20 protein-coding genes and 1 pseudogene are annotated in these 24,594 nt (G+C 65.0%); 14 read left to right on the plus strand and 7 right to left on the minus strand.

Going from position 1 to position 24,594, the window contains the following annotated elements; all coding sequences use genetic code 11:
• Both JN280_RS17910 and JN280_RS17915 read left to right on the plus strand, forming a co-directional pair.
• On the plus strand, positions 1 to 948 hold the full coding sequence (locus JN280_RS17910; RefSeq protein WP_202313993.1) for a nucleoside hydrolase: 948 nt from the start codon (positions 1 to 3) through the stop codon (positions 946 to 948).
• The gene (locus tag JN280_RS17915; protein WP_202313995.1) at positions 945 to 2,480 is read left to right on the plus strand and encodes an amidohydrolase family protein; all 1,536 of its coding nucleotides are present in this window, start codon (positions 945 to 947) and stop codon (positions 2,478 to 2,480) included. Before JN280_RS17910 ends, JN280_RS17915 begins: the two co-directional genes overlap by 4 nt.
• Before the next feature lie 364 nt (positions 2,481 to 2,844).
• Here the strand turns inward: JN280_RS17915 and JN280_RS39485 are convergent.
• The 3 genes and pseudogenes from JN280_RS39485 to JN280_RS17935 form a co-directional block, all read right to left on the minus strand.
• Positions 2,845 to 3,897 (minus strand): annotated as a pseudogene (locus JN280_RS39485) (LLM class flavin-dependent oxidoreductase).
• The gene (locus JN280_RS17930; RefSeq protein WP_202313997.1) at positions 3,857 to 4,264 is read right to left on the minus strand and encodes a DoxX family protein; all 408 of its coding nucleotides are present in this window, start codon (positions 4,262 to 4,264) and stop codon (positions 3,857 to 3,859) included. Before JN280_RS17930 ends, JN280_RS39485 begins: the two are co-directional and overlap by 41 nt.
• 14 nt (positions 4,265 to 4,278) lie before the next feature.
• The gene (locus tag JN280_RS17935) at positions 4,279 to 5,127 is read right to left on the minus strand and encodes an SDR family oxidoreductase (protein ID WP_202313998.1); all 849 of its coding nucleotides are present in this window, start codon (positions 5,125 to 5,127) and stop codon (positions 4,279 to 4,281) included.
• A 133-nt stretch (positions 5,128 to 5,260) separates the two neighbouring features.
• Between JN280_RS17935 and JN280_RS17940 the strand changes: the two genes are divergently transcribed.
• On the plus strand, positions 5,261 to 5,653 hold the full coding sequence (locus JN280_RS17940) for a winged helix-turn-helix transcriptional regulator (protein ID WP_202313999.1): 393 nt from the start codon (positions 5,261 to 5,263) through the stop codon (positions 5,651 to 5,653).
• A 257-nt stretch (positions 5,654 to 5,910) separates the two neighbouring features.
• Here the strand turns inward: JN280_RS17940 and JN280_RS17945 are convergent, their stop codons facing one another.
• Positions 5,911 to 6,588 (minus strand): FadR/GntR family transcriptional regulator, encoded by a 678-nt coding sequence (locus JN280_RS17945; protein WP_244743388.1) that lies wholly within the window; start codon positions 6,586 to 6,588, stop codon positions 5,911 to 5,913.
• A gap of 221 nt (positions 6,589 to 6,809) precedes the next feature.
• Here JN280_RS17945 and JN280_RS17950 point away from each other — a divergent pair, with 221 nt between their 5' ends.
• The 11 genes from JN280_RS17950 to JN280_RS18000 all read left to right on the plus strand — a co-directional run bounded on the left by JN280_RS17950 (position 6,810) and on the right by JN280_RS18000 (position 21,055).
• Positions 6,810 to 7,688, plus strand: coding sequence for a fumarylacetoacetate hydrolase family protein (locus JN280_RS17950; RefSeq protein ID WP_202314000.1), 879 nt, complete (start codon positions 6,810 to 6,812; stop codon positions 7,686 to 7,688).
• Positions 7,685 to 8,470, plus strand: coding sequence for an alpha/beta fold hydrolase (locus JN280_RS17955; protein ID WP_202314001.1), 786 nt, complete (start codon positions 7,685 to 7,687; stop codon positions 8,468 to 8,470). The genes JN280_RS17950 and JN280_RS17955 overlap by 4 nt, the downstream gene beginning before the upstream one ends.
• 76 nt (positions 8,471 to 8,546) lie before the next feature.
• Positions 8,547 to 9,884 carry a metal-dependent hydrolase family protein gene (locus JN280_RS17960; protein ID WP_202314002.1) on the plus strand — a complete coding sequence of 446 codons (1,338 nt, stop codon included), beginning with the start codon at positions 8,547 to 8,549 and terminating at the stop codon, positions 9,882 to 9,884.
• A complete protein-coding gene (locus JN280_RS17965) occupies positions 9,881 to 10,933 on the plus strand; it encodes a branched-chain amino acid ABC transporter permease (RefSeq protein ID WP_202314004.1) in 1,053 nt (350 codons plus the stop codon). The genes JN280_RS17960 and JN280_RS17965 overlap by 4 nt, the downstream gene beginning before the upstream one ends.
• A complete protein-coding gene (locus tag JN280_RS17970; protein WP_202314005.1) occupies positions 10,930 to 11,958 on the plus strand; it encodes a branched-chain amino acid ABC transporter permease in 1,029 nt (342 codons plus the stop codon). Before JN280_RS17965 ends, JN280_RS17970 begins: the two co-directional genes overlap by 4 nt.
• A gap of 61 nt (positions 11,959 to 12,019) precedes the next feature.
• Complete coding sequence (locus JN280_RS17975; RefSeq protein ID WP_202314006.1) at positions 12,020 to 13,267, plus strand: ABC transporter substrate-binding protein; 1,248 nt, start codon at positions 12,020 to 12,022, stop codon at positions 13,265 to 13,267.
• 25 nt (positions 13,268 to 13,292) lie between these two features.
• A complete protein-coding gene (locus JN280_RS17980; RefSeq protein WP_202314007.1) occupies positions 13,293 to 14,078 on the plus strand; it encodes an ABC transporter ATP-binding protein in 786 nt (261 codons plus the stop codon).
• Positions 14,071 to 16,278: an ABC transporter permease gene (locus JN280_RS17985; protein WP_202314008.1), complete on the plus strand. Its 2,208-nt coding sequence runs from the start codon at positions 14,071 to 14,073 to the stop codon at positions 16,276 to 16,278. The genes JN280_RS17980 and JN280_RS17985 overlap by 8 nt, the downstream gene beginning before the upstream one ends.
• A gap of 594 nt (positions 16,279 to 16,872) precedes the next feature.
• On the plus strand, positions 16,873 to 19,068 hold the full coding sequence (locus JN280_RS17990) for a flotillin family protein (protein ID WP_202314009.1): 2,196 nt from the start codon (positions 16,873 to 16,875) through the stop codon (positions 19,066 to 19,068).
• Positions 19,069 to 19,085: 17 nt separating this feature from the next.
• Positions 19,086 to 19,523 (plus strand): SRPBCC family protein, encoded by a 438-nt coding sequence (locus JN280_RS17995; protein WP_202314010.1) that lies wholly within the window; start codon positions 19,086 to 19,088, stop codon positions 19,521 to 19,523.
• 23 nt (positions 19,524 to 19,546) lie between these two features.
• A complete protein-coding gene (locus JN280_RS18000; protein WP_202314011.1) occupies positions 19,547 to 21,055 on the plus strand; it encodes an SRPBCC family protein in 1,509 nt (502 codons plus the stop codon).
• A gap of 380 nt (positions 21,056 to 21,435) precedes the next feature.
• Here JN280_RS18000 and JN280_RS18005 read toward each other — a convergent pair whose 3' ends face one another.
• The 3 genes from JN280_RS18005 to JN280_RS18015 all read right to left on the minus strand — a co-directional run bounded on the left by JN280_RS18005 (position 21,436) and on the right by JN280_RS18015 (position 24,536).
• Positions 21,436 to 21,897, minus strand: a complete 462-nt coding sequence (locus JN280_RS18005; protein WP_202314012.1) for a hypothetical protein — start codon at positions 21,895 to 21,897, stop codon at positions 21,436 to 21,438.
• Positions 21,898 to 21,996: 99 nt separating this feature from the next.
• On the minus strand, positions 21,997 to 23,607 hold the full coding sequence (locus tag JN280_RS18010) for an arylsulfatase (protein ID WP_202314014.1): 1,611 nt from the start codon (positions 23,605 to 23,607) through the stop codon (positions 21,997 to 21,999).
• A 146-nt stretch (positions 23,608 to 23,753) separates the two neighbouring features.
• Positions 23,754 to 24,536 (minus strand): hypothetical protein, encoded by a 783-nt coding sequence (locus tag JN280_RS18015; RefSeq protein WP_202314016.1) that lies wholly within the window; start codon positions 24,534 to 24,536, stop codon positions 23,754 to 23,756.
• Positions 24,537 to 24,594 lie beyond the last annotated feature (58 nt).

The raw sequence follows: 24,594 nt of genomic DNA on the forward strand, positions 1-24,594 counted from the left end.
ATGTCGGAAAGACGCAAGCTGATCGTGCTGACCGATCCCGGGCAGGACCAGGCCGCCGCCATCCTGATGATGCTCGGCGCGCCCGAGGCTTTCGAGGTGCTGGGCTTGGTGGCGACGGCCGGCAACATCGACCTTGCCCACACGACCAGGAACTGCCTCAAGCTGCTCGAGCTCGCCGGTCGGTCCGACATCCCCGTCTTTGCCGGCTGCCCGCGCCCGATACGGCGCGATCTCGTCATGGCCGAGCACGTGCATGGCCCGACCGGTCTCGACGGACCAGATCTGCCCGAGCCGAAGATCAGCGCGTCGGAGAGGCACGGCGTCGATTTCATCATCGAGACACTGCGCGCCGCCGAACCCGGCGAGATCACCATCTGCTCGCTGTCGCCGCTGACGAACCTGGCCATGGCGCTGGTCCAGGCGCCGGACATTGCGGAGAGGATCGCCGCCATCTTCGCCATGGCGGGCGCCTATTTCGAGGTCGGCAACATCACCCCGACGGCAGAGTTCAATGTCTATGTCGACCCTGAAGCCGCCGATGTGGTGCTGCGGTCGGGCGTGCCGATCACCCTTCTGCCGCTCGACGTCACGCACCGGATGCGTTCGACGCCCGCGCGGCTCGCCGCGATGCGTGCGCTCGGCAACCGCTGCGGCATCGCCACGGCCGAGATGCTGGAGTTCTCCGAAGCCTTCGATCTCAGGAAATATGGCTGGGACGGCGCGCCGCTCCATGGCCCCTGTGTTCCCGCCTTCATGCTCCGTCCCGAGCTTTTCCATGGCCGGCAGGTCAGCGTCATGGTCGAGACGTCGAGCCCGCTGACATCAGGCATGACCGTCGCCGACTGGTGGGGCATCACCGATCGGCCGAAAAATGTCTTCTACGTCCGCGACGGCGACGACGAGGCCTATTATAGTCTGCTGCTCGAATGCCTTGGACGCCTGCCATGACCGAAATCCTGATCCGCAACGCCACTGTCATCACCATGGACGCCGCGAACGGCGCGGTGCCGTTCGAGGGCGACGTCCTGGTCGAGGGGACGCTCATCAAGGCGATCGGGCGAGGGCTTGTCGCCGCGCCGGATGCGACGGTCATCGAGGGTGCGGGCAAGCTTGTCATGCCCGGGCTCGTCAACGCCCACACCCATTCGAGCGAGACCTTCTTCCGCGGGCGCTACGAGAAGATGCCGCTGGAAGTCTGGCTGCTCTATGCCTACCCGCTGCTGATGGGACCGGTGATCGAGCCTCGGCTGCTTTATCTGCGCTCCCTGCTGCTGGCGATGGAATCGCTGCGCAACGGCGTCACCATGCTGTCGGACTGCTTCTTCGATCCGCCAGCCCACGAACTCGATCGCCTCGGAACCGTGTTCCGGGCTTACGAGGACGCCGGCATCCGCGCCAATGTGTCGAGTGGCGTCATGAACATCCACACGCTCGATGCCTTGCCCTATGCCCGCGAGGTGATGCCGGCCGAGCTGCAGGCCAGGCTTGCCTTCGGCCCTCCGATTACCGCTTCGGCCTACATCGACTATTGCCTCGCGGCCATCGGGGCTTTCGATGGCCGGGCGGGACGGCTGAAATTCATGATCGCGCCATCGGCGCCGCAACGCTGCACGCCCGATCTGCTGACCGCCTGCTACGAACTGGCGAACGACAGGAACCTGCCGTTCCATACCCATGTGCTGGAGACCATCACCCAGGCGGTGACCGGGCCGGAGCTCTACGACAAGAGCCTTGTCCGCTATCTGGCCGACCTCGGTGTGCTGGGGCGCAATACGACGATCGCCCATTCCGTCTGGGTGGATGACGAGGACATGGCGCTGATGGGCGCCGCCGGCTGCTCGGTTGCCCACAACGCCATCGCCAACCAGAAGCTCGGCGCCGGTGTCGCCCCGGTTCGGCGGCTGATGGATGCCGGCGTGACGCTGGCGCTCGGAACCGACGGCGTGTCGTCCAACGACACCGCCCGCATCTTCGATGTCATGCGGGTCGCGGCACTTCTCCACAGCGCGACGGGGCCCAATTACGAGCAATGGCTGTCGGCGGCGGAGATCCTGCAGGCGGCGACGCTCGGCGGCGCGCGCAGCGCCTTGCTGGAGGAGGTGACCGGCTCGCTCGAACCGGGCAAGGCCGCGGACCTCGTAATGCTCGATCTCGGGGCCTATCCCTTCACGCCGCTCAACGACATCGCCAAACACCTCGTCTATTGCGAGAACGGCTCGTCGATCGAGCTGGTGATGGTGAACGGCGAGACCGTCATGCGCGACGGCAGGCTGACGCGGGTCGACGAGGCTGCGGTGCTGGCCGAGATCCGGGAGAGGGTGCCGGCCTATCTGGCGCAGCATGCCGGGATCGAGGAACTGAACGCGCCGTTCGAGCCCTACTTCGCCGAGATCCACAGGCGCGCCTCGCTACGACATTCCGGCACCTATCGTTATGCCGGCGACGCCCCGGCATGGCCGAGCAACAGGGCGGGGAGATAACTATCTCTCTCGAAAGCGGCAGCGGCTTAAGGAAAAGACTTGCTTCAACGAGACCGATCCTAAGCAATCTTCTGGAGCGTCACGGTCACGCGGATCTTGTAGCCGGAAAGCCTGGTCGGCACTTGGCCTGGCCGGGGGAGGGGCCTGGTTGACATTTTGAGGGCCTGATGGAGCTCGGCGGGATTGCCCGCCAGGGGCTAGCTTTGGTGCCGCGCTCAGTCTTAGCGGCATTAGGCAGCAAAACTACCAGAGTTGGACTAATGCATTAAATCCGTTTGTGAAATCCAGCTTGATTATAGGCTAGCGCGCTGGACCTTGCTCGCCTCGTCAAAACCGCATCTGCTCTGCCGTCCCGAAGCCCGCGTCATAGCTGGCGCAGGGCCGGAGCTACCTTCTTGGCCATTAGCTCGATGCCGCGCATGACCTGGGCGAACGGTTGCGCCCCGATGTCGATCTGCCCCGCGAACAGACTGCAGCCTGTCGCAGCATGCAAGGCGGCGAGCTTGTCGACCACCTGCTGTGCGCTGCCCGCGACGAACGAACCTAGGGGTGACCACCAGGCACGATAAGTTGCTTCCCGCATCTGTCCGTTGAACAAGGGCCTGAGATAGGCGGAGTAGTAGGGATAGAAGGCCGCCATCGCATCCTCCGCATCTGAAACATGGGCATGCCCGAAGACCACGATCTCGGGCTGACCGGTGTCAGTCCGGCCGCAGTCTTGCCATGCCGAACGGTAGTGCCGGGCCGTCTGGCCATAACTGTCGATCGAGCCGTCGAGCATGGGCATGGCCAGGGGATAGCCGAGGCGTCCTGCCCGCGCGGCGGTCTGCGCGGAAACGGCACCGACCCGGATCGGCAGGCGCGGTTGGGCGGGTCGCGGCGCGATCGGCGCATCGACCAGGGGCGGGCTGAAGTGGCCACTCTATGTCACATGGTCCGACCTGTTCAGCTTGTCGAGAAGATCGAGCTTCTCCATGAACAACGCGTCGTAGTCGGCCATGTCAAAGCCGAAAAGCGAATAATTGTCGTTGAAGGCACCGCGTCCAACGATGATCTCGACCCGTCTCTTCGACACGAGGTCTGCGGTAGCGAACTCCTGGAAGGTGCGTACTGGATCGGCGGTGGCGATCAGGGTGGTGGCGCTCGTGAGGCGGATGCGCCTGGTCACCGCCGCCATGGCAGCGATCTGGGCCGCAGTGGCGGAGTTCACGTAATCGAGCCCGTGATGCTCGCCGACGCCGATCAGGTCGAGGCCCGCCTCGTCGGCAAGCCTCGCCATCTCCAGCATCTGCGCCATGCGCTCCCGCCCGTTGACGATTGTGCCCGTGACGGGATCGGGGCGCAGATCGCCGAAGGTGTAGATTCCGAGTCGCATCTCAGGCGCTCGCCGCCTGAAGCGGTGAATGCGAGGGGGCATAGGGCGAAGACTTCGCCCGCGCGGTGTTCTGGGTCACGAAGGAAACGACCAGCGCCACCAGCCCCACGAGTGCCGGAACGGACCCGCCGTAGTCGGACGCGTTCAGATGTGCCGACAGGGCCAGGAGCAGGTGAAACAACATGCCGGAATAGGCAAGGTCGGAAAGCGCTACGCTGACCCGCGCCAGGATCGCGGCGACGCCCAGGAGCTTGGCCGCGATCAGGAGCGGCACGAGAAAACCGGGAAAGCCGAGCTGGCCGAGAAGCTGGCGCACCGTGTCGCCCTGGGTGATGTAAAAGGCAGCCGATGTGAGGTAGAGCGCCGAAAGAAGCGCGGTGCTGATCCAGTAGACGTATTTGCGGGCCATGGTCGCGGTCCTCCTCAGGGCTTCGTTGCCGCGAGCACGTCACGGAAGGAAACGGGAGCACGGCCCGAGAGCCGTTCGACGTCATGGGTCAGGACATCGAAATACCCTTCGACGAAGGTCTTCTTGATGTCGACGATGGCATCGAGGACGAAATCCGGCAGCCCGGCCTGGCCCAATCCGCCGCGCAGCTGGTCCTCGGAGATGGCGGCGAAGGCGATGGGCTTGCCGAGCGCATCCGAGGCGATCGCCGCAATATCCTGTCCCGTCAGCGCCTCCGGTCCGGTGAGATTGTAGATCGCGCCTGCATGGCCCTCGCCCAGGACCGCTCCTGCCGTTGCGGCGGCGACATCGTTGCGCGAGACGTAAGCGACGCGGTCCTTGCCGAGTCCTGCCAGCATGCCCTGGCCCTGGGACATCATGATCTCGTCGATCATGGACTGGGTGTAGTAGTTCATGCGTAGGATCGTCCAGTGCGGGGCCGTCCTGATCAGGTATTGCTCGCCCGTCCAGTAGGATTCGCCAAGCGCAGGCACGGTGGCTTCGCGCGTGCCTGCCGCCGACAGCAGGAAGATGTGCTGCACGCCCGCCTTCACCGCCGCATCGATGGCCGACTTGAACTGCGCGCCGCGCACCCCTGGACGAAGGTCCGCGCTCGGGATGAGCACCAGGCGGTCGAGTCCGGCATAGGCGTCGGCAAGCGTGTCGGGCTGGTCGTAATCGCCCTTGCGCGCCTCGACCGAGCCGCCCGCTTTTTCCGGCGAACGCGAAATCGCGACGATCTGGTGACCGCCTCCGCGCGCGCCCAGTTCCTCGATGGTGGCTGCGCCGAGTTTCCCGCTTGCCCCGCTGATTCCGATCTTCATGCCGCCGTCCTTCCTGTTAACGAACAAAATGTACGTGACGATATGATCGATATCGGGTATCGGCACAAGAATGCACATGGAAGTGCGCCACGCACACGGATGTGCCTACCCAGTACCCGGGACGGAGCTGCCGATGAAAACCGCCGCCATGCAGACGACGAATATGCCCGAGGGCCACGACCATAACGAGTGCCGCGCGCTCGGCCAGATTCTCGATCGAATCGGCGACAAGTGGACCATCATGGTGGTCGGCGTCCTGGCGTGCGGGCCGCTCAGGTTCAACCAGATGATGCGCGAGATCGGCGGCGTGTCCCACCGCATGCTGACATTGACGCTCCGCAGCCTAGAGCGCGACGGGCTCGTGTCGCGCGCCGCCTACCCCACCATTCCGCCCAAGGTGGAATATGCCCTCACCGACGCGGGGCGTTCGCTGATCGAACCTCTTCGGGTCCTCAGCAACTGGGCCATCGAGTACCGTCCGACGATCGAAAAGGCACGGGCGGAGTTTGACACGCGCGAGGAGTAGGTCTCGGAGTGGAAACCGCATCGGGACTGACTAGATTGCAGCCAGTTGCCATTGTTGGGCGCAGGTGCCCCAATGCAAACAAAGTCTAAACTATAGTCTAGCACGGAACAGTCTGATTTTGCAGCTGTTCAAAGGCTTGCATTGTTGCCGGCTTTGACCGCGGGCTCGCTTGGGAGGCCAGCCTGCTCGATACGTTGTCGCTACGATAAGGGTAGCGGGCGATGCAAGTGACGAGCAAGAGAAACACCGAGCGGTAGCTACCGCCCCAGCAGGTTGCGCGCCACGGTCTGCAGATGCGCCAGCATGGCCTGGCGCGCGCCTTCGGGATCGCGGCCGAAGAGGGCGTCCAGGACGGCCTGGTGCTCGCGGCAATAGGTCTGGCGGCGTTCTTCGGAAAAGGAACGCTTCTTCATCTCGAACCAGGGCGACTGGTTGCGCAGGATGCGCATGACATTGTGGATCTCCTTCAGGAACTCGTTGCGGGAACAGGCGAAGATCCTGTGGTGAAACTCCGCATCCCACTGCTCGAAGATCGGCATGTCGTCCGCCTCGATCGCGGCGCGATGCGCTTCGCGCACGGCATTGAGCTCGCCGGCGCTGGCATTGGTGGCGGCAAAGGAGGCCGCGGCGGGCTCGAGGAGCTGGCGGATCTCCATCATGTCGGCCGGGCTCGTCCCTTCCATCCGCATCACGGCCGCTGCGAGGCTGTCGCTATTGGCGGCCGCCAGAAAGGTGCCGCGGCCGACATGGCGCACCACGGTGCCGTCCTCTTCCAGCATGCCGACGGCGCGTCGGACCGTGTTTCGCGCCACGCCGAACTCACCGGCGAGATCGCGTTCGGGGGGCATCCGGCCATTTTCCCACTCGCCGGCGGCGATGCGCCTCTTGAGGGCGGCGGCGATGTCGTTGGCGACGAGCCTGGGCACGCTCTGCACCTTTATCTGATCCGATATTGAGCCATCTATAGCCGCCCGGCCGAGTTTGGTCCATCTCCATATCGAGGATGGGAGTCCTGTAAACTCGGTGCCCTGCAACGAAACGGCCTCGGAAAATTGGTCGGACCAGCAAAGAAACCGCTTGCGAGATAAACCAATCGCCGCTAGCTTGCTTCAAAAGAAGCCAGAATTGGTTCAAAATTGGTTCATGGAGAGCGTGAATGAGGGTGGCGACCTTTTCGATTGCGGGCGAGCGCCGCGTCGGCCTCGTCGATCTGGAAAGTCGGACCGTCGCGCCTTTCGATCTCCCGGTGGAGAGCGCCGCTTCCGGCGTGCTTGCCTTGATCGATCGCAACGGTGCGGGCCTGCCGCCCACCCTGTCGCCCGTGCCGCTGGACCGCGTCGAACTCGAGGCTCCGGTGCCGCGACCCCGGCGCAACATCTTCTGCGTGGGCAAGAACTACCATGAGCACGCGCATGAATTCGCGCGCAGCGGTTTCGATTCCAGCGCCGGCGCGGGCGCCGTGCCGAAGCACCCGATCATCTTCTCGAAAGTACCCGAAACCGTGGTGCCGACCGGTGCGGCCGTGCTGATGGACGCATCGGTTTCCACGGCGATCGACTACGAGGCCGAGCTCGCCGTCATCATCGGCAAGGAGGGGCGGGGCATCGCCCCGGAAAATGCCTTCGAGCATGTCTGGGGCTATACCATCGTCAACGACGTGACCGCGCGTGATCTCCAGGGCCGCTACAGCCAGTGGCTGATCGGCAAATCGCAGGACACGTTCTGTCCGATGGGCCCATGGGCGGTGACCAGGGACGAATTCGACCTGGAGAGCGCCGCGATCCGCTGCTTCGTCAATGACGACCTCAGGCAGGATTCCAGGATATCGTTGCTCATTTTCGACATTCCGACCATCATCGCGACGCTCTCGCAGGGCATTACGCTGAAGCCGGGCGACATCATCGCGACCGGTACGCCGGTCGGCGTTGGCATCGGTTTCGATCCGCCCAAATATCTGAAGGCCGGCGACGTGGTGCGGGTCGAGATCGACGGCATCGGTGCGCTGGAGAACCGTTTCGTGGAGCGTGCGCAATGACCGCCGTCACGGTCGGCCAGGTCGTCGCCGAAGTCAGCGGGGAAGGCTTTCCCGTGGTGATGATCCACGGCCTGGGCGGCACGATGAACATGTTCCAGCCTCAGCTTGCCGTGCTCGGCGGCTATCGCGTGGTGCGCCTCGACCTTCCGGGAGCAGGCCGATCGCCGCGGCCGCTCGATGCCGTGACGCTGGAGACGCTCAGCGATGCCGTGATCCGCGCGATGCATGGGCTCGGCGTTGCCCGCGCCCATTTCATCGGTCATTCCATGGGAACGATGGTGTGCCAGCGCATCGCCGTGGGTGAACCGGGGCTGGTGGCATCGCTGTCACTCTTCGGGGCCCTCGCCGAGCCGGCGGCTCCGACGCGCGAGGCCCTGCTCAACAGGGCAAGGCTCGCCCGTTCCGGCGGCATCGCCGACATAGCCGACCAGATCGTGGCCGGCGCGCTTTCGGCCCATACACGCGAGACGGCCCCGGCGGCGGTCGCCTTCGTGCGGGAATCGATCACCCGCCAGGATCCGGAGGCCTATGCGCGCCATTGCGAGGCGCTGTCAAAGGCCGAGGCCGTCGATATCAGCCGCATCGCGGCGCCGGCGATGCTGGTCACCGGCGACGCCGACATGGTCAATCCGGCAAGCGTCGCCCAGGCGCTTGCCGACAGGATCAAGGGAGCCGTATTCTCCTCGATCGACCGCTGCGGCCACTGGGCGACGATAGAGAACCCGCAGGCAAGCAATCGAAAGCTGGCGGAGTTCCTCAGAGAGGTCGATCGGCGAGGATAGGATTAGGCCGCGATCGATGGAGGTCGATCCCGGTCGGGGCGGCGGGAGAACGCCCTAGCCACTACGGGAGGTAGAGATGGCGGACGATATCTGGGGCGGCGGCTGGAACGGCAACGGCGGCGGCAACATACTCTTCACGAATGTGCGCGTGCTCGACGCGACCGGCGACTATCCCTATACGGGCGAGGTGCTGGTCCAGGGCAACCGGATCAAGCAGATCACACGCGGCTCGTCGCGCTTCGGCGGCTCGACCGGGTCGACGTCGGGCGGGGCGACCGTCATCGACGGCATGGGCGCCACGCTGATGCCCGGCATGATCGACGCCCATCTCCATCTCTCCTGGAACAATGCGCCTGGCATCGACCCGATCCAGATGATGGAGCTCGAGGAGCACATGCTGGTGACCATGGAGATGGCCAAGCTGGTGCTGGATGCGGGCTTCACCGCGGGCCGAGGGGCCGCCGCCGCCAAGCCGCGACTCGACGTCGTTGCCAAGAAGTTCATCAACCAGGGCCGGTTTCCCGGGCCCCGCTATCTGGCGGCCGGGCCGGAGATCACGACGGTTGGCGGCCTCGGCGACGCCGCGCCCTCGCATATCCCGCATGAGGGGTTGAACCTCGGGCTCGTCGTGTCGGGACCCGAGGAGATCCGGCGCACCGTGCGCCAGCTCATCAAATACGGCGTCGATTCCATCAAGCTCAATCTGTCGGGCGAGGCGCTCACCGGCATGGGCGCGGAAGAGACGCCGATGTCGGAGGAGGAGGTCGCGATGGCCGCCCAGGAGGCGCGCTGCCGCAACAAGGTGCTGTCGGCCCATGCCCGTTCGTCGGGTTCGGTCAAGCAGTGCATCCGCCACGGCATCCAGAACATCTACCATGCTTCCTTCGCTGACGAGGAGGCGCTCGACATGCTCGAAGCCGCGAAGGACAGGCATTTCGTGGCACCCGGCATCGCTTGGCTCATCAACACGGCGCGCTATGCGGAGCCGTGGGGCATCAAGCCCGGTTCGGCGGTGGCTCTCGAATATGAGCGCGAGCTCGAAATGTGCATCGATACGATGAAGAAGATGCACCGCCGCGGCATCCGCATCTGCATCGGCGGAGACTACGGCTTCGCCTGGACGCCGCAGGGCACCAACGCCAAGGATATCCAGACCTTCGTCGAGATGCTCGGTTTCTCGCCGATGGAGGCGATCCAGGCGGCGACCAAATATGGCGGCCAGATCATGGGCATGGCCGACGAGCTCGGCCTGGTCAAGGAAGGCTATCTGGCCGACCTGCTGCTGGTCGACGGCGATCCGATCGCCGACGTGCGTATCCTGCAAGACAAAAACCGCATCCTGGCCATCATGAAGGACGGCAAGTTCCACAAGGCGCCGCGCATGAACGAGCAGCGCCGCAGGCTGACCGCATGAGCCTTCTGGATCGGCCAGGCGCGACAGCCGACCTGTCAGGCGGCGGCATGACGAGACGGCAGGCCTGGGGCCTGTTCTGGCTGGTCGTGGCCGCGCTGGTGGCATGGCTGTTCTTCGCAGCCTGGCCCGACTGGCTGAACGCCGTGCTGATCTCGAAGAAGGCCTTCGTCAGCGCCGTGTTCAACGGCATCACGCTCGCCGGCCTCTATTTCCTGGTGGCGAGCGGCTTCACCCTGGTGTTCGGCCTGATGCGCAATGTGAACCTCGCCCACGGCTCGCTCTATCTGCTGGGCGCCTATATCGGCTACGAGGTCGCGACGCGCACCGGTTATTGGCTGCTCGGCGTCGCCGCGGGCTTCGTCGTGCTGGCGCTGATCGGCCTCGTCATGCAGATCCTCGTATTCCGCAGGCTTGAGGGCGATGATCTTCGCCAGACGCTGGTGACGATCGGCATCTCGATCGTCGCGGCCGACCTGATGCTGGCGGTGTGGACCGGCACGACCTACCAGATCGTCACGCCGCCTTGGCTCGACGGCGCCGTCACCATGCCGATCGTGACGGCGGTGAAATCGAGCGGCGAGGCGGTGTTCATGCGCTACCCGTTCTACAGGCTGGTCGTGCTCGGGGTCGCCATCGTCATCGGGGTCGGCCTCTGGCTCATGCTCAACCGGACGCGGGTCGGCATGATGATCCGCGCCGGCGTAGACGATCGGGCCATGCTGTCCGCCTCGGGCGTCAACGTGCATGCCGTCTTCGCCATCGTCTTCGCGATAGGAGCGGGGCTCGCGGGCTTTGCCGGCGTAGTCGGCGGCTCGGCGCTTTCGGTCGCGCCCGGCGAGGACGTGCGCTATCTTCTCGCCTCGCTGGTCGTGGTGATCGTGGGAGGCATGGGCTCGATCACCGGCGCCGCCATCGGCGCCCTGCTGATCGGCCTCGCCGAGCAGATCGGTCTTGTCTATTTCCCGACCTACGGCATCGTGCTCACCTTCGTCATCATGGTGGTGGTGCTGGCGCTGCGTCCGCAAGGCATCATGGGGAAAGCGCGATGAGCGTTCTGGTGACCAGCGACAGCCCGCGTGCGATCGTCACCTTCGTCGACCGCATCGGCGCGGGCAATGTCGTGCTCCTCGCGCTTCTGGCGCTCTATCCGGCGGTGGCATCCGACTTCTTCCTGACGCAGATCGGGGCCTATTCGCTGATCCTGGGCATGATCGCGCTGTCGCTGGTGATGCTCGCCGGCTATGGCGGCATGGTCAGTCTGGCGCAGATCTCGGTGGCCGGGGTCGCCGGCTATGCGGTCGCCATCCTTGGCCTCAACAACTCGGGCGTGCACGGCTTCGGCTGGCCGTTCTGGATCGTCGTTCCCTTCGCGACGCTGCTGGCGGGTATCGCCTCGGCGCTGATCGGGGTGATCTCGAACCGGACCGAAGGCATCTATACGATCATGATCACGCTGGCGATCGCCACCGCCTTCTTCTATTTCACCAACCAGAACTATTCCCTGTTCAACGGCTTTCCCGGCTACGCCGGCATCCGCGCGCCGGAGTTCTGGGGCGTCTATTGGCGCAACCCGCTGCCCTTCTACTATCTGTGCCTCGGCGTCTCGGCGCTTACCTATGCGGCGGTGCTCTACGGCTCGCGGTCCACCTTCGGCCTGACGCTGCAGGCGCTGCGCGACAATCCCCGCCGCATGCGCGCCATCGGTTTCAACGTCACCGCGCACAAGGTCGTCGCCTATTTCTATGCCGGCATCATCGCCGGCCTCGCCGGCGTGCTGCTCGTCTGGTTCAACGGACGCATCTCGCCGGGCACCATCAATGTCGCCGCCGCCATCAATGTCCTGATCATCGCCGTCATCGGCGGGATGCGCCATCCGGTCGGGCCGTTCCTGGGGGCGCTCGTCGTCGTCCTGATGCAGACCTTCGCCATCGACATCGTCGGGGCCGAGCGTTTCAACACGCTCATCGGCCTCGTCTTCCTGGCGATCGTCTTCGTCTCGCCGGATGGCCTGCTGGGACTGTGGGGGAGGATCAGACCACATCTGGCCCAGGAGTCCTTGCGCCCGAACCCGTGAGGAGAGGGCGGCTGAAGCAACCGATCCAGGAAACAAGGCCAGGAAGACAAGGGAGGTATCAATGAGGATCCACAGGCGTACATTGCTGGCATTGGCGCTGGCGAGCGGGCTCACCGCGCCGTCGCAGGCGCTCGCGCAGGACGACACCATCAAGATTGGTGTGCTGGCGACATTCGAGGGCCCCTTCACCGTGCTGGGCGAGGACAGCATGCGCGGCGCCATGACCGCGATCGACGAGGTTGGCGGCACCGTCGCCGGCAAGAAGATCGAAGTGGTCAAGGGCTCGTCGGATGCCTCGCCCGACAGCGCGGTGCGCGCCGCGCGCAAGCTGGTCGAGCAGGACGGCGTGAAGGTGCTCGTCGGACCGCTCTCCGGAGACGAAGGCATCGCCGTCAAGGACTATGCCAAGACCCAGCCGGGCGTGGCCTTCATTAACGGCACCTCGGCCGCCCAGGACACGACGTTGCGCGATCCGGCGCCGAACTTCTTCCGCTTCTCGACCGACGGCGCGCAATGGATGGCGGGCCTCGGCACCTATGCCTTCAACGAGAAGGGCTACAAGAAGGTGGCGACGGTCGCCGAAGACTATTCCTTCCCCTATACGCAGGTGTTCGGCTTCATGGCCGAGTTCTGCAAGGCCGGCGGCACGGTGCCGTCGAAATCCTGGGTGCCGATCGGCAACAAGGACTATTCCTCCGTCATTGCCGCGATACCCGACGACGTCGACGCGATCTATGTGGCGCTCGGCGGCGCCGACGGCGTCAATTTCCTGACCCAGTACCAGCAGGCCGGCGGCACCGCGCCCTTGATCGGCGGCTCGATCACCGTCGACCAGACGGTGCTCACCTCGAAGGGCAAGATCCGCGAGGTGGTCGTCGGCACGCCGTCGGCCGGCCCGATCGCCGACACCAACGACACGCCGGAATGGAAGGCCTTCGTCGAGGCCTACAAGAAGCAGGCCGACGCCTTCCCGTCGCCGTCGCTCTTCGCCCATGGCTACTATGTCAACATGAAGGCGACGCTGCTCGGCCTGGAGGAGGTCAAGGCCGATCTGTCCGACGATGGAGCCAAGCTTAGGGAGGCGCTGTCCAAGCTCTCCTTCGACACGCCGACCGGCAAGGTGTCGCTCGATAAGAACCGGCAGGCGATCGCCGACATCTATCTGACCGAAGTGTCGGAGGGCTCCGACGGCAACCTCTACAACAAGCTGGTCAAGGTGGTGCCGCAGGTCAACCAGACGCTCGGCATCGCCGAGGACGAGTTCCTGAAGCTCGGCGTCGTCGGGCGCGATAACCCGTCCTGCCCGTAAGAAGCGTCGCCTGGAGGGTGGCACCGTGACCGACAATGCCGTCGCATCCCGCCTGCAAGGCACCGGCGCCCATGCGCTGGAGCTCGACGGCGTCGCGCGGCATTTCGGCGCCCTGGTGGCGCTCTCCGGCATCGACATGAGGATCGCGGCCGGCGAGCGGCGCGCGGTCCTCGGTTCGAACGGCGCCGGCAAGACGACGCTGTTCAACGCCATCACGGGCGACTTCCTGCCGACGGCGGGGCGCATCCGCTTCTTCGGCGAGGACATCACCGACCTCCCGCCACATGAGCGCATCCGGCGCGGGTTGCGCCGGACCTACCAGATCTCGCAGCTCTTCAACGGGCTGAGCGTCCTGGACAGTGTCTTCCTCGCCTGCCGCGGCGTGTCGCGGCGGCGTTTCTCGCTGCTGCGGCCGAACGCGGCCGACGTCAACATGGTCCAGGCGGAATCGATCCTGGGCGCAGTCCATCTCGACGGCGACCGCGATACGCCGGTCGCTACGCTCAGCCACGGCCAGCAGCGCCAGCTCGAGATCGCTCTGGCGCTCGCCGGCGCGCCGCGCTTCATCCTCTTCGACGAGCCGGCCGCCGGTCTCTCGCCGACCGAGCGGCGCGACCTCGTCGCCATTCTGAACGCGTTGCCCAGGCATATCGGATACATCATCATCGAGCATGACCTTGATGTCGCGCTGCGGGTCTCCGAATATGTCTCGATGATGCACAACGGGCGGCTCTTCAAGGAAGGCACGCCGGCTGAGATCGAGGCCGACGCCGAGGTGCAGCAGATCTATCTCGGAGGCAGGCATGGCTGAGCGCTCCGGAAAGGCCGTCCTCAGGATCGACGACCTGCATGTCTATTACGGCGAGAGCCACGCCATACAGGGCGTGTCGCTGACGCTGGAAAGCGGCGTGCTCTCTGTGGTCGGCCGCAATGGCATGGGCAAGACGACGCTCTGCAACACGATCACTGGCCTGAAGCGCGCCCGGTCGGGCTCGATCCGAGTCAACGGCCGTGAGATCTCGACGCTCGAGCCGCATGAGATCCATCGCCTCGGGGTCGGCTACGTGCCGCAGGGGCGGCGCGTCTGGCCGAGCCTCACCGTCGACGAGCATCTGCGGCTGGCGGCCGGGGTCAGACGCGACGCTGCGTGGACCGTCGAGCGCGTCTACCAGACATTCCCGAGGCTCGCCGAGCGCCGCGACAACGGCGGCTCCCAGCTCTCCGGCGGAGAGCAGCAGATGCTTGCCATCTCGCGGGCGCTGCTCAGCGATCCGAAGCTCCTGGTCATGGACGAGCCGACCGAAGGGCTGGCGCCCGTCATCGTCGACCAGGTCGAGAAGATGCTCGTCACGCTCGCCGAGGAAGGCGAGATGGCGATCCTTGTCATCGAGCAGAATATCGGGGTGGCGACATCAGTTTCGGACCATGTGGCGATCATGGTCAATGGCCGGATCAACCGGATCATGGAGGCGCGCGCGCTCGCCGCCGACCGTAGCCTGCAGCAGCGGCTCCTCGGCGTCGGCCGGCACTCGGATGAAGAGGCGGTGACGCCTGACGTGGCCGCGCAGGCCAGGGAGCAGCTCGCCGAGGTCTATCGCATCGATCGACGCCCGTCCGAGGCTGCTGAGACGCCGACGGCGAGCAGCGTCTATCGGCCCGTCACGGAACTGCCCAACCGATGGAATGTGCCTGTCACCGAGATGCGCCAGGCCGCCGTCGAGAAATCGGCGCCGGCCGACGATGCGAAGAAGATCTTCGCCATGCCCTTCGCAGAGCGCATCGGGCGCACGGTGATCGTCGCCGGCACCTTCGACACCAAGGCCAGGGAACTGCGCTTCGTCGCCGACCGGCTGAGGGCGCTCGGGATTCCGGTACGCACCGTCGATCTTTCCACCTCGGGCCGGCCCGTGAGCGCCGATGTGCCCGCAGTCCAGGTCGCCGGCATGCATCCGCGCGGGCCGTCGGAAGTCATGTCGGGTGATCGCGGGCGCTCGGTCGCGGCCATGGCGGAAGCCTTCGCCCGCTGGATCGAGCGCGAGCCGCGCATCGGCGGCATCATTTCCGCCGGCGGCTCGGGCGGCACGACGCTGGCGACGGCAGGCATGCGCGCGCTGCCGGTCGGCATCCCCAAGATCATGGTCTCGACGGTCGCGGCCGGAGACGTCGCGAAATATGTCGGCCCCGCCGACATCATGATGTTCCATTCGGTCGCCGACGTGCAGGGGCTGAACTCGATCACCGAGCAGGTGCTCGGCAACGCCGCCCACGCCATGGCCGGCATGGTCGCCCAGTTGCCGAGCGCCGAGGCCTGGGAGGCAAGGCGCAAGCTCGCCCGTCCGGCCCTCGGGATCACCATGTTCGGCGTCACCACCCCGGCGGTCCAGGCCGTAACCGGGCGGCTCGAGGCGGACTATGACTGCCTGGTATTCCACGCCACCGGAATCGGCGGCCGCTCGATGGAAAGCCTCGGCGATTCCCGCCTGCTCTCCGGCTTCCTCGACCTGACCACGACCGAGGTCGCCGACATGATCGTCGGCGGCGTCTTCCCGGCCGATCAGGACCGCTTCGGCGCGCCGATCCGCACCGGGCTGCCCTATGTCGGTTCTGTCGGCGCGCTCGACATGGTCAATTTCGGCCCGCGCGACACGGTACCGGAGAAATTCCGCAACAGGAAATTCGTGATCCACAATCCGAACGTCACGCTGATGCGCACCACGCGCGACGAGAACCGAGCTTTCGGGGAATGGATCGGCGGGCGGCTCAACCAGATGAACGGCCCGGTGCGCTTTCTCCTGCCCGAGCGCGGCGTTTCGATGCTCGACGCAACCGGCAAGGCCTTCCACGACCCGGAGGCGGACAACGCGCTGTTCGAGGCCATCGAGAAGACGGTGCGGGGAACGCCGCAACGCCGTGTGGAACGCGTCGGCGCGAACATCAACGATGCGCCTTTCGTCGAGGCGGTGGTCGAAGCCTTCCGGGCGATCGCGCCGAAGCTGCAGAGGCGGGCGTGATGGGACGCCTTGGTGATTGGACGGGCGGTCGCGGCATGGATGCCGGCACATCTGTCGTGCCCGATCAATTCTTGATGTCCCCCCGGCGTCCCCGATTGACGTGGCCGCCGGCATCGGCGATTTTCCGACGCATCGTTTCACTGTTGAGGTCTTGCGCCCCGCGTCCCGCTGGGCAGGCTTTGCCACGGCCGCGCCGATCCGATCACGCCGAAAGGCGCGATATCCGGAAACTGGCCTCGTCCTGTAAAAATCCAGTATTTTACAGGACCGGGCCCTGGTCGCACCTGGATCGTAGCCGCCGAAGTACCCCTAATCCGACCGCGCTTCGCGCGGCCACCTTCTCCCACAAGGGGAGAAGGGAACGCCTGCAGCAAGGTTTCGGCCAATTGCGAACGTTGGCGATTTGCGGCGGCGCCCAAACTGGGCTCCGGCCTTCTCCCCTTGTGGGAGAAGGTGGCCTCGCGAAGCGAGGTCGGATGAGGGGTACTTCGCTAAGGGCACGACGTCCGTGTCCGTCGCTCGATCCGCGACTCGCGAATGGACCTTTGGAAATGAGACCGGTCGCCGCATAGCGACCGTTGGGGAGGAATGAAAATGGCCGCGCAGGCTTTCGGTACATTCTTGTTGTGGCTCATCATCGCAGCCGTCGTCGTGGTGATCGCCGTCTATGTCCTGCGATGGCTCTATCGCCGCTCGACCAAGGAGACGGCCTTCGTCCGCACCGGCTTCCTCGGCGAGAAGGTGGTCGTCAACGGCGGCGCCTTCGTCATTCCGGTCCTGCACGAGATCACGCCGGTCAACATGAACGTGATGCGCATCGAGGTGCGGCGCGAGGACCAGACCGCGCTGATCACCAGGAACCGCATGCGCGTCGATCTTGTTGCCGAGTTCTTCGTGCGGGTCGGCGCCGACCGTGCGCTGGTGGCCGCCGCGGCGCAGACGCTCGGCCGCCGCACACTCCAGGAGGGCGGGCTGCGCGAGCTGCTCGAAGGCAAGTTCGCTGCCGCCATGCGCACCGTGGCCGCCCAGATGACGCTCGAGGAAATGCACGAGCTGCGCGGCGACTACGCCTCCAAGGTGCGCGAGATCGGGTCGCAGTCGCTCGCCGCAAACGGGCTCGAGCTCGAAAGCGTGGCGATCGTCGATCTCGACCAGACAAGCCTCGAATTCTTCGACCCGTCCAATGCGTTCGACGCGGAAGGCCTTACCCAGCTGACGGAGTCGATCGAAAGCCGCCGCAGGATGCGCAACGAGATCGAGCAACGCACCCTGGTCGACATCCGCAACCAGAACCTCGATACCCACCGCAAGGTGCTGGAGATCGACCGCGAGAGCGAATATGCGCGACTGGAGCAGGAGCGCGAGGTCGAGACGCGGCGCGCCGCGCAGCGTGCCGAATTGGCCCGCGAGCGTGCCGTGCGGGATCAGGAGGCGGAGCAGGCGCAGCTCGTCGCCCGCGAGGCGGTGGAGAAGTCACGGCTCGCGCAGGAGCGCGCCATCACCGAGGAGCGCATCAAGACCGAGGAGGAGACGCAGCGCCGAGAGATCGCGCGCCGGCGTGCGCTCGACGAGGCGGAGCTGAAGACGCGCGAGAAGACCGAGCGCGAGCAGATCGCGCTCGAACTGGAACTGGAGAAGGCCCGCATCGAACGCGAGCGGGCGCAGAGCGAGTTGGAGATCCAGCGGCGCAAGGCGCTCGAGCTGGTGGAACTGGAGCGGCAGGTCGCGCTGGCCGAAAAGGCGCTCGACGTCACGCGGGCCGAAGCCGAAAAGCGGCGTGCCGAAATCGTCGCGCAGCAACAGACCGAGGCCGAGCGCATCGCCCAGGAACGCGCTCTCGATGAGGTGCGGCTGTCCCGCGAGCGTCATCTCGAAGCTCTCCAGATCGCCAAGCGCCAGGCCTTCGAGGAGGCCGAGATCGCTGCCGCGGAGGAGGTCGAGCGGGCGAGGATCACCACGGAGCGCGGCATCGAGGAGGCCAAACTCATCAAGGAGCGCGACCTGCGCCAGCTCGCCGTCGACCGCGACCAGAAGGTCGAGATCGCGGAAATCCAGAAGGCGATCGACATCGCCAAGAAGACGCAGGAACGCTCGGCCGCTCTTGCCGCTGCGGAGGCCGTCCGCGCCAAGGCGATCCAGGCCGAGGAGCAGGCCTTCACCGCGCGCGAGCGCGAGATCGCGGAGCGCCGCAAGCTGACCGAGCTGATCGCCGCGCAGCGCGAGGCCGAACGCGAGGCGCTGCGCGTGACGGCGGCTGCCGAGGCCGAGATGAAGGCGGCCAAGAGCCTGGCGGAGGCCCAGAAGATCGCCGCGACGGCTTCCGCCGATGCCGAGAAGATCCGCGCTCTTGCGGCCGCGCAGCGTTACGAGGTCGATGCCGCCGGCCAGCGCCAGCTCAACGAGGCGGAGAACCTTTTGTCGGACGACGCACGCGCCGGACGCCTGCGCGGCAAGCTGCTCGACCGCCTGGAAGGCATCGTGCGCGAAAGCGTGAAGCCGATGGAGAAGATCGACGGCATCAAGATCCTCCATGTCGACGGCATGGGCAATGGCGTCGGCGGCAGCCGCAACGTCACCGACGAGGTGATCGATTCCGCGCTTCGTTATCGTGTGCAGGCGCCGATGATCGACAACCTCATGAAGGAGATCGGCATCGAAGGCGGGTCGCTCGGCAGGATGACCGACGTGCTGCGCGACGCCAAGGATATCGCCAGCCTGTCCCGAGACAAGAAGGGCGGAAAAAGCTCGAATGGCAGGGACGACCGTGACGACGACGATCACGATCACTGACGGGGCCTGACCGGAAGATGCCGAAAGTCTATGTCTCGACCATCATCGGCGCGCCGGCGGCCGAGGTGTGGAAGGTTGTGCGCGATTTCAATGGCCTGCCCGATTGGACGCCCTTCGTGACGGAGAGCCGCATCGAGCAGAATGCGAAGGCCGACCAGGTCGGCTGCATCCGCAATTTCGCGCTGAAGGACGGCGGACGCATCAGGGAGCGGCTGCTGGCGCTTTCCGACTACGACCTGTCCTGCACCTATGCGATCCTGGAAAGTCCGATGGGCGTGACGGACTACGTCGCGACTTTGTCGCTGACGCCGGTCACGGACGGCAATGTGACCTTCGCCGAGTGGCAGGCCGAATTCGAATGCGCGCCCGAGCGGGAGGATGCGCTGGTCCGCCAGATCGGCGCAGGCGTGTTCCAGTCGGGTTTCAACGCGCTCAAGCAGCGTTTCGGTCGCTGATCCCGATCGATGGTGCTTGTTCGATGGTAAAGGTCCGGCAGAGTACCGTCATCGATGCGCCGGTCGATGAAGTCTGGCGCGTCCTGCGCGATTTCAACGGCCATGAGCGCTGGCATCCCGCGATTGCGGCGAGCGCGATAGAAAACGGCGACCCGGTCGATGCCGTCGGCGCCGTCCGGCATTTCCGGCTGGCCGACGGCGGCGAACTGCGCGAGCAACTGCTTTCGCTCTCGGACGAGAAACGCTCGCTGACCTATTGCCTGCTCGAAGCGCCGCTGCCCTTGATGGGCTATGTCGCCTCGATCCGACTGAAGCCCGTGACGGACGGAGACCGGACCTTCTGGGAGTGGCAATCGGAATTCGAGCCGCCGGCGCAGCGCCGAGCCGAACTGGTGAAGCTGGTGACCGAAGATATCTACCAGGCCGGTTTCGCGGCGATCCGGCGGCTGTTCGGCGGTGGGCCGCGAAGCGCCGAGCTTCCCGCTGCCGCGCCGCGCCCCATTGAAACGAGGCCCGCGCCGACGGTGCCGTTGGCGCGGCCGCAGATGGGATCGGAACGAACCAGGGCGATCGTCATGGACCGCTACGGCGGACCCGACGTGCTGGAGATGCGGGAGATCGGTCTTCCCGCACCTGCGGAGAACGAGGTCCGCATCCGCCACAGCAGGATCGGCGTCAACTTCATCGACGTCTATTGCCGCACCGGTTATTTCGACCTGATCCGGCCACCGGGCACCCCTGGCATGGAGGCCGCAGGCGTCATCGAAGCCGTTGGCGCCGCCGTCGAAGGCTATGCCGTCGGCGACCGGGTGGCCTACGCCTGCCCGCCCGTCGGCGCCTATTGCGAGCGCCGCAACATGGTGCCCGATCTCCTGGTGCATCTGTCTCCCGACATATCCGACGATGTCGCGGCCGCCGGGCTGCTGAAGGGGGTGACGGCAAGCTTCCTCCTGCACGATGTCTGCCAGGTGCGGCCGGGCGACATCGTGCTCGTCCATGCGGCGGCGGGCGGCGTCGGCCAGCTTCTCGTGCAATGGGCAAGGCATCTCGGTGCGACTGTCATCGCGGCCGTGTCGAGCGACGACAAGGCCCGCATCGCCGAACGGCTGGGGGCCCACCACAGCATCGTTCGCGGGCGCGAGGACTTCGCCGATGCCGTGATGCGCATATCGGGCGGGCGAGGGGCCGATATCGTCTTTGACGCCGTGGGTGCCGACACCTTCTCCGGCTCGATCGCCGCGCTCGCCATATGCGGCCATCTTGTGAGTTTCGGCCAGGCGTCGGGCCCCGTCGGCGACTGGGACCTCGGCCGTTTCTCGTCGAAATCGATCACCGTGTCGCGCCCCAATTACGGGCACTACACCGACACGCCCGAAAAGCTCGGCCCGCATGTGAACCGGTTCTTCGCGGCACTTCGGCAGGGTGTCGTCCATGTCGAGCCTCCGACCCGATACGACCTCGCCCGGGCGGCGGACGCGCATCGGGACCTCGAGCAACGGCGTACGACCGGCTCGCTGGTGCTGGTGATGTGACAAGCCGGCAGTCGTCCACGGAAGCAAGGCTTATGTCAGTCATGCGTTGCCCAGCAACAGCGCCGCCCGATCTTCGTCATTCTCGGGCCCGGAGGCGAGCGCAGCGAGCCGCAGGTGACCCGAGAATCCGTGCCGTGAAATCGCGGACGACTGCTTCGGTGCAGAGCGGGCCTGGGCGAGTGGATCGGGGTGCCATCCTCTTCCTCGACCGTCTGCGGCCTTCGGGTCGGTCACGGCATGGATCCACGGATCGGTGCGCCCTCCGCTTCTCTGCGTGCGCTCGTCCGTGGATGACGAAGCGGATATGTTGCCGCTGATCACCCGCGACCGCTCCCGTCGTGTACCGTGGATGGATTCACGCGACACTCTGTAGCCGCGCCTCACCTGACGACCGGGCGACTTGCTCCCGGAACTGCGGCGTTGTCCGCCATTACCCAGGTGCTCGGCCGGCCTTGACCGCTGACGAAGTAAAGAACGCCATACGCGACGATGACTGCGTCGACGATGAACGCGAAGAAATAACCGGCTGCCCAAGGCTGGTCTTGATTGGCGAGGAAGAGATAGACCATAAAGGCCTTCTCTACCTTGCTGAACAACATGGTCTCGAACCGCAGCCACGGGCGCAAGCCGGCGACAACCATCAGCACACCGATCCCGAAGATCATGATCCCCCAATGCCGCAAGGCAGGTACGCTGGAGGGCGTATAATCGACCAGCCCGCCGAGCATCGGCGTCAGCAAGTGGATGTCGACCGCGAATGGCAATGTCGCTGATGTAACCAGGCCGAAGACGATGAGAAACCACCGGATCGTCCTGGCAATGAAGGTGTTGATGGTGTTCATGCTGCACCGGGCGGTCGAGCGCTATGCCGCAATTTGACAATTCACACTATGCGCGTGGAGCGGGCGGCCGTGGCCGCCCGCAATGAAGTCTTTTGCCTGCTACTTGGCCATGGCCGCCTGAGCCTCGGCGATTTTTGCCTTTATCGATTCGAGGTTGAAGCTCGCACCTTTCTGCATCGGCGGAAACTCGATGGCGGACTTGGCCAGCCTGACCACCTCCTCCTGGACAAAGACAAAGCGCCAGAATTCGTACTTGAACCAGTCGAAATATTGCAGGGAGCCTTCCTTGGTCCCGCTGTCGGGCCATCCGGCACGTTCGAACGGATCGAGGCGAAGATTGGTCAGGTATGGCGCGGAAACCGTGGTTCTGCCGCCCAACCAGCCCTGGGGCTGGTCGATGAATCGATACTTGTAGTCGCCGATACGCACCGCACCCAGTTGGCTCTCGGCGAAATACCAGACTTCTCGCCGGTTTGACGGTCCCTTGCCGGTGATCATGTCCAGCTGGTTGTAGCCGTCGAGATGGACCTTGTAAGTCGTGCCTCCGATCTGCTTGCCCTGCTTGAGTTCTTCGACGACGTTCGCGTTTCCTGCAGCCCCCAGCAATGTCGGGAACCAGTCGAGGCCGGAGATGATGCCGTTCTCGACCTTGCCTGCCGGCACCTTGCCCGGCCAGCGAACGATCGCCGGCACGCGGAAGCCGCCTTCCATGACCGTCCCCTTGTTCTGTGCGAATGGTGTCATCCCGCCGTCCGGCCATGTGAAGAGTTCGGTGCCGTTGTCGGTCGTGAAGACGACGATCGTATTGTCGGCCTCGCCGATGGCATTCAACTTCTCCATCACGGAGCCGACCATGTCGTCGAGTTGCGCCATCCCGGCTTCCTGGATCGACCAGCCGTTTTGCGAATTGCGCGTGGCTTCGTATTTGGGTGACAGATGTGTCACGATATGCATGCGGGTCGGGTTCAGCCAGACGAAGAACGGCTTGTCGTCAGCCTCGGCCTTGTCGATGAACTTGAGCGCGTTGTCGAGGATCTCGTCGTCGACGGTTTCCATGCGTTCGGGGCACAACTCGCCGGCATCTTCGATTTTTTGCTTGCCGACCTTGCCCCAGCGTGGATCGACAGCCGGGTCGTCGACATCGGCCGCCCAGGAGTGAACCATGTTGCGTGGGCCGACTTGCGATCTCATTTCCTGCGGATAGGTGGGCTGGCAGGGATCTTCCATCGCATCGAGGTGGTAGAGATAGCCATAGAATTCGTCGAAGCCGTGCACGGTCGGAAGGAACTCGTTCTTGTCGCCAAGGTGGTTTTTTCCAAACTGTCCGGTTGTGTAGCCCATGTCCTTGAGCGCAGCGGCGATCGTAACAGCCTCTGCCGGAAGGCCGACAGGCGCCCCGGCCTGGCCGACGGTCGTCATGCCCGTGCGGACCGGCAGTTCCCCGGTGATGAAGGCCGCGCGACCCGCCGTGCAACTCGCTTCGGCGTAGTAATCGGTGAACAGCATGCCTTCCGAGGCAAGCCGATCGATGTTTGGCGTCTTGCCCGCCATCATTCCCCGGTGGTAGGCGCCGATATTCCACATGCCGATGTCGTCGCCCATGATGACGACGATGTTGGGCGGCTCCTGCTGCTGCGCGATTGCCGGTGCGCCCACCATCATCATCGTGGCGGACGATAGGCTGATCCATAGCTTTCTGGCTGTCTTCATAGTGTGTTCCTCGTTTGGCACTGTCGGCGGAGGCTCACATCCCTTGCGATTTCGGGCGGAGCACGGAGCGGTAGGAGGCGTTGCATCGGGAAATCGTGTTTGGCGACCGCGGCCGACAAACGAGAGGTGCAGCGGAATATGAATTCCTAGAAATGCATCGAAAGCCCGATGATCGGTCCTTGCTGCACGACGTCGAAGACAAAGCCGCGGTCGTTGCTGTAGTCGACTCCGAGGGCACGGTAGCCCAGCAGTGCGGAAAGGCTGTCGTTGAGGCGATAACCAAGGACTCCGGCAACGTCCCAGTCGACATCGGCCGCTCCGCCCCCTATGAGGCCCCAGCCTGCCAGGTAGACCTTCGGGTCGATCGAATAGTGGCCACGTATTCCGGCCATACCGTCTACCCAGGTCGCTCCATCGCTGAAGGAAGCTCCGTCCAGAACGCCGCCATCGAGGCTGATTTCGGTATCGACCGACCAGACCCTGATGCCCCCGACGATATCGAGGCGCATGTCGGCACGGTCGACGACGGAGTAGCCGGCGCCGAACAATCCCGTGAAGGTCTCCGACGATATGTCCGCGCTGTGCGCCGCGACACCTCGAGGAGTGCCTCTGCCGGAGGAGATCCTGGTGTACATGACATCGCCGATGAGGCTGACCCTCCCGTAGCGGGCTTCGCCGATTGCCATTGCGCCGAAGTCCAGGTCATCGAGGATGTCGCTGAAGCTACGATCGATGCTGACGGTCGGAGCGCCGAATTGCGCCAGGTCGCCGGACAGCCCGGCCATCCAGAAGTATGGCGCGACCGTGAACGTCCAGCCGTTCGCCTCGATCGGCTTGGCCTCGGGTGTCATCGGTACGTAGAGGTCTGCGGCTATCGACGGGCAAGAAAGAAGCAGGCTCAACGGCAAAAACAGACTGCAGGTCTTCATATCACGCTTTCATGAGGCGATCGAAATCAGCCAGGGTCTTGCTGTGTTGATTGGTGAC

It is taken from the genome of Mesorhizobium sp. L-8-10, assembly GCF_016756635.1.
Classification (GTDB): domain Bacteria; phylum Pseudomonadota; class Alphaproteobacteria; order Rhizobiales; family Rhizobiaceae.